Raw genomic sequence first — 5,235 nt, 5'->3', positions numbered from 1 at the left:
CCGGGGCGCGTGTTGATTGTCGGGGTCCAGGCGGTCAGCGCCGGGGTTCGGGCGAAGGGGGGGCGGCGGGGGCGGCGCCCCCCGGGGCCCCCCCCCACGCCAGGTGCCTCCACATCGTGCGACCGGCCGGGGTCCCCGTGCCAGAGGGCGTCTCCTGGCGCATGAGCAGGGTGACGCGGCGGCAGCGGGTTGACGGGTTCACGGGAGCGCGAGACAGGCCCCCTACGAAGTGCTATACAACCCATACGGTGTGTAGTGGCAGGGGGGTGGGGTGGATCCAACATCAGCAGGGCTGCTCGTGGCGCCGGTGAGCGGGGCCGGAGGGAACGCGGACGGGCATGGCCCTGTCACGTTCGGGATTTCTCCCGCGCAGGAAGCCTGAATCGAATTAACTACTGCATCAGGGCTCAACCGAAACCCACTTCTGAAACCTGTGCATGCTTTCATGCAATCAGGCCCCGTCTGGCGGGGAATTAAATAAGCCAAAGTTGATTGAGCTGCCGACTTGTCTGCGTCAGCCTTGACGGATTGTAGGTTTCGTCTCTAGCCTTACGCAAACCGAGGTCGTCATCCAGAAGGGGGCAAGAATGAAGCTCACCAAGCTGTACAAAGACCAGGGTTCAGGCGGAAATGGATGCCCTACGGTCTACCTCGGCGAGTCCGGCGAACTTGTCGTACAAGGGTACACGGTGGACAGTGCGACGTTCGGGGAACTGGAGAATGTCCTCCCGGGAGAAGGTGCCGTTCGTATCGCCCCGGAGGTCGTGGCCGGCGCCATGGAGCAGTACTACAGTCAGCACAGTGAGGGGCGGTAGGTGGGGCGCAAGTTCTACTCCTTGGCGGATGAGGAATTCAACCGCCTCTTCACCGAATTCAAGTTCACGGCGTACCGTCTGGAGTCTCTCCAGCGGTACGACGTGTCCTACGAGCAGGATGAGTTCGCGCGCTTCCTCTCGGGCGAAGCCAGGGGCGAGTTCCCCGGCATCGCAGAATGGATCGACGGCACTGTCGCGAAGGCGGTGGCGGCCGGAAAAGTTCTGAGCCGGGTCCACGTAGTGGAACTCCCGCTGTCGGACTACGTCCGCTTCGAATGTGCCTGGGCGTACGAGCACACGGTCGAGGCCGGAGAAGACGTACGGATCCTCCCTGTGTCGAAGCAGGAGTGGCCGTCGGAACTGCCACACCACGACTACTGGCTCTTCGACTCGACGCAGCTCGTGGCCATGTACTACGAGGAGGACGGAAGCTTTTCAGCCGCTGAAATCATCGACGACCCCCAACGGATCGTCGAGGCGAACTACTGGCGCGATGCGGCTCAGGCGTCCGCGATCCCCTATCGGGAGTTCGCGCGCAAGTACCGAGACGAACTTCACGTCCCGGGCTGAATGACTGCGCAACGCCATTCGGGACCGGGGGAAGGCGTATGGCTGACGAGCCGAAATCTGTCTCGAATGAGTTCTCCGGCGGAGAGAGCGACATAGTGGTCCAAGCTGGGACCGTGTACGGTGGCGTCCACGTGCACGGTCCCAGCCACTCTTTCCCTCCGCCCCGTCAACTCCCCTACGGCGTGCCAGGATTCGTCAACCGCGCGCGGGAGCTGACCGTGCTGGACACTCTGTACCCACTGGCTCCCGAGGACCCTGACGGTTCGCCGGCCGTCGTGACGGCGATCACCGGAGGGCCGGGCGTGGGGAAGACCGCGTTGGCACTGCACTGGGCGCACAGAATCCGTCGGCGCTTCGTCGACGGTGACCTGTACATCGACATGCGCGGCTACAACAGCGGCAACGCGTTGGGGCCCGACCATGCCCTGGACTCCTTTCTGCGAGGCCTGGGCGTGGAGGCGGACCGTATCCCGATCGACGAGCAGGAGCGTGCCGCGTTGTTCCGCTCGCTGCTCTACGGGAAGAGAATCCTCATATTCATCGACAATGTTTCGTCGGTGAAGCAGATCAGACAGGTGATACCTGCCTCGCGCTCCAGTCTCGTGCTGATCACCAGCCGAAGCAGGCTGTCCGGCCTAGTGGCGCGGGAGGGAGCGGCACGTGTGACTCTGGACGTACTGTCACCCCAGGAGTCGGTACAGCTCCTGCGTGAAGTGATCGGCCCCGCCCGGGTCGATTCGGAACCCGAGGCCGCCCGACGGGTGGCTCAGCTCTGCGGGTGTCTCCCGCTGGCGCTGCGCGTGGTGGGCGAACGAGCGGCCGCCCGCCCGCTGCTCTCCCTGACGGAACTCGTGGACGAGCTGATTCGAGAGCAGGACTTTCTCGACGCCCTGGCCGATCGAGAAGACGAGCTCAGCGATGTGCGTGCAGTCTTCTCCTGGTCCTACCGAGCCCTCCCGGACCAGACACGGGCGGCTTTTCGTCTTCTGGGACTGCATGAGGGGAAATTTCTGGGCAGCGGTTCCGCCGCAGCGCTTCTGGCGGTCGCCCCGGCGGTGGCTCGTCGCAGAATCAGCGAACTCGCCGACGTCCATCTGCTGCATGAAATCGCCAGGGACCGGTACCGCATGCACGACCTGCTTCGGGCCTATGCGTTGGAGCGGCTGGCCGACGAATCTTCACAGGCGGAAAGAACCCGCGCGGTTCGTCGAATCCTGACCTGGTACCTGCTCAGTGCCGATGCGGGACGAAGAGCAATCCTGCCGCACTCCCATGCCATCCCCCTGGTGCCGGCCGGAGAGGTGCAGGAAGTCGAGCGCTTCCATGAGGCCGCCGCGGCGATGCAGTGGTTCGAGGCGGAGCGTGACAACTTACTCTCCGCACTGAGACAGGCAGTCAAGTGGGGTCAATATGACATCGCTTGGATGCTGCCTGTGGTTGCCGACGGATTCTTCGAGCTCGGCTCACATTGGACGGACTGGAAATATATCCACGAGCTTGGGCTGGATGCCGCCCGACTGGTCGGCAGTCGGTTGGGGGAAGCGTCGAACCTGCTCTGCCTGGGAGATGTGGGCTGGCGGTCGGGAGCGTACGACACCGCTGCCGAGCACTATCGTCACGCAGTGGAGATCAGTCAGGACATCGATGATGCCTGGCTACTGGGATTCTCTCTGCGCGGTCTGGGGCTCGTGGCGATCGAGCAAGGTGACTCCGGAGCCCAGGAGTACTTCGAAGCCGCGCTCACCGTGTTCCGGACACATGGCATCAGCCGGGGCGAGGGAATGAGCCTGCTGAGCCTCGCGGAGTGTGCTCGCTCCCGCAGTGCCTTTCCCGAGGCCGTTGCACTGTGCCAGCAGGCTGTTGAAATCTTCCAATCGATCGACGACCGATGGAGCGAGGCCTGGGCGGCACTCCCGCTGGCAGCGAGTATGAGCGAACTCGGTGATTTCCAAGATGCCGAGGAGCACCTTGTGCGGGCTCTGGAGACCTTCCGCGAATTCACGGACCGGCGAAGTGAGGCGTCTGCACTCACCCGTCTGGGTGACGTATGCGCAGCGCGCCGGGAACCGGCCGCCGCTCGCGACTTCTGGACGCAAGCGGCAGTGATGTACGAGGAGCTTGGTGACGCGGTTTCCGAGGAACTCCGGGAACGTGCCGCGAGCGCCTCGGACGCATCGAACGGAGGCGAAGATGACGGACGGCCGTGAGCTCGTGTTCGAGGGAGGCGGCCGGGAGCTGGCTGCGGCCTGGTTCCACCAGATCTGCACCATCCACGACACGGTCTTTTCCGTCGCACCGTTCGCGTGGGCGTCAGAAATGTCGCAGGGACACAAAAAAGAACTCGAGAGTCTGATGGCTGTTCCGGGTTTCAGCGCAGTCGTTGCGAAGCAGGAAGACCGCCTCATCGGATATGTCTACGGCCATCCACTCGCCGTCGATCACGGATGGTGGCGCGACTTCACCCACCCGCTTCCCGCCGATCTCGTGCGCGAGTGGGAAGGGCGGACCTTCGCCGTCATCAGCCTCGGTGTCCTCGCCGCCTGGCGTGGTCGTGGCACAGGCAAGTACCTGATGGAAGAACTCCTGCGGCGCCGCAACGAGCAGCGGGGAATCCTCTCGGTGCAACCGACCGCCCTCGCCACGCAAAGCGTCTACCGGCATCTGGGATGGCACAGGGTCGGCAGAAAGGGTCCACTGCACGGTGTCACGCCGCCGTACTGGGACATCTACGTTCGTGAACTCAACGGCAAGCCGGACTAGAGCCAGCTCGCGAACTCCAGCAGCAGCTCCGCGTCCTTCTCACGGCCGACGCGCCGGGCCCGTACCCCCGACTCCACCGCCCGGAACAACGTCCACCCCCGCAACCGCTCCTGATCCACCTCCAGCGACTCGGCGAGCCGCTTGATGCGCCGTCGTGTCGTCGCCGCACCCGCCGGTGCCGCGATCAGGTCCTCCACCCGGTCCCGGACCAGCCGCGCCAGATCGAAGGCGCACTCGCCGACCACCGGATCGGGGCCCACCGCGAGCCACGGCATCCGCTCCCCGGCCAGCACCTTGCTCTGCCGGAACGTACCGTGCAGCAACCGGTGTTCGGGCGGCGCGGCCAGCAGCTCCTCGCGGGCCGCGAGCGCCGCGTCGACCAGCGGCGCCACCTCGGGCCCGGTCTCCGCGCCCGCCCGCATCGCGGTCGCCTGGCGGTCCGTGCGCTCGGCGACGGTCTCGAAGGCATGGCCGGCCGGCGGCTCGACCCACAGCCGCCGCAGCGTGCCCGCCGCCTCCAGCAGCGCCTTCGCCTCCGGCAGCGACCGCACGGACACATCCGGGTGCAGCCGCTCCAGCAGCAGCGCACCGTCCCGCGCGTCCGCCTCCAGCAGCTGTACGGCGCCCAGCCCGCCCCAGTGCGCCAGCGCGGCCCGCTCACTCTCCGGACGGGCCCGGGGCGGGGCCAGCTTCAGCACCGCGGGGGTGCCGTCGGCCCGCCGCACCAGCACCACCAGGCTGCTGCGCCCGCCCGGCACCTGAACCCGCTCCACGGTCAACTCGCGCCTGGCAACGGCCTGTTCGGCGGTCACGGGCAGCTCCGCGAGCCAGTCGTCCCCGGCCGGTGCCGTCTCACCGAGCGCCCGTACGAGGCGCGGCGGCGCTTCGAAAGCCATGCGCGAGTCGTTCCCTTCCTGTCCGGGTCCTGTCGTAGGGGCGCCTTATGCGGTCACGGGGACACCGAGGCGGAGACGGAGGCCGACGGTGTCGTGCCGGCCGCGCCGGTCCCCTCGCCGGAGGACCGCTCGGCGAGCCCAGGGAAGGCTACGCTCTCCCCGCTCCAGCGCACCGCGCGCACCGCGGCCTCCCG

Annotated in this window: 5 protein-coding genes and 1 pseudogene; 4 read left to right on the top strand and 2 right to left on the bottom strand. The window is 66.4% G+C overall.

The features are described from left to right. Positions 1–587: 587 nt before the first annotated feature. From ABT288_RS49335 to ABT288_RS49320, 4 genes are all read left to right on the top strand, one after another. Positions 588–815, top strand: a complete 228-nt coding sequence (locus ABT288_RS49335; protein ID WP_351623350.1) for a hypothetical protein — start codon at positions 588–590, stop codon at positions 813–815. Continuing rightward, positions 816–1,385, top strand: coding sequence for a DUF6879 family protein (locus tag ABT288_RS49330; protein WP_351623349.1), 570 nt, complete (start codon positions 816–818; stop codon positions 1,383–1,385). A 218-nt stretch (positions 1,386–1,603) separates the two neighbouring features. Then, positions 1,604–3,592: an ATP-binding protein gene (locus tag ABT288_RS49325; protein WP_351623348.1), complete on the top strand. Its 1,989-nt coding sequence runs from the start codon at positions 1,604–1,606 to the stop codon at positions 3,590–3,592. Then, complete coding sequence (locus ABT288_RS49320) at positions 3,576–4,145, top strand: GNAT family N-acetyltransferase (RefSeq protein WP_351623347.1); 570 nt, start codon at positions 3,576–3,578, stop codon at positions 4,143–4,145. Before ABT288_RS49325 ends, ABT288_RS49320 begins: the two co-directional genes overlap by 17 nt. Here ABT288_RS49320 and ABT288_RS49315 read toward each other — a convergent pair. Both ABT288_RS49315 and ABT288_RS49310 read right to left on the bottom strand, forming a co-directional pair. After that, positions 4,142–5,041, bottom strand: a complete 900-nt coding sequence (locus ABT288_RS49315) for an aminoglycoside phosphotransferase family protein (RefSeq protein ID WP_351623346.1) — start codon at positions 5,039–5,041, stop codon at positions 4,142–4,144. The genes ABT288_RS49320 and ABT288_RS49315 overlap by 4 nt on opposite strands. Positions 5,042–5,094: 53 nt before the next feature. Continuing rightward, positions 5,095–5,235, bottom strand: a pseudogene (locus tag ABT288_RS49310) (DUF4439 domain-containing protein); the annotation flags it as partial.

The sequence above is a fragment of the Streptomyces sp. NPDC001093 genome (assembly GCF_040298985.1).
Lineage (GTDB): Bacteria > Actinomycetota > Actinomycetes > Streptomycetales > Streptomycetaceae > Streptomyces.
This window is presented reverse-complemented; position numbering and strand designations above follow the sequence as displayed.

What these genes read in the sequence shown, in the direction of transcription:
- ABT288_RS49335 (WP_351623350.1), top strand. Translation starts at nt 588, where the DNA reads ATGAAGCTCACCAAGCTGTACAAAGACCAGGGTTCAGGCGGAAATGGA.
- ABT288_RS49320 (WP_351623347.1), top strand. Translation starts at nt 3,576, where the DNA reads ATGACGGACGGCCGTGAGCTCGTGTTCGAGGGAGGCGGCCGGGAGCTG.
- ABT288_RS49315 (WP_351623346.1), bottom strand. Translation starts at nt 5,041, where the DNA reads ATGGCTTTCGAAGCGCCGCCGCGCCTCGTACGGGCGCTCGGTGAGACG.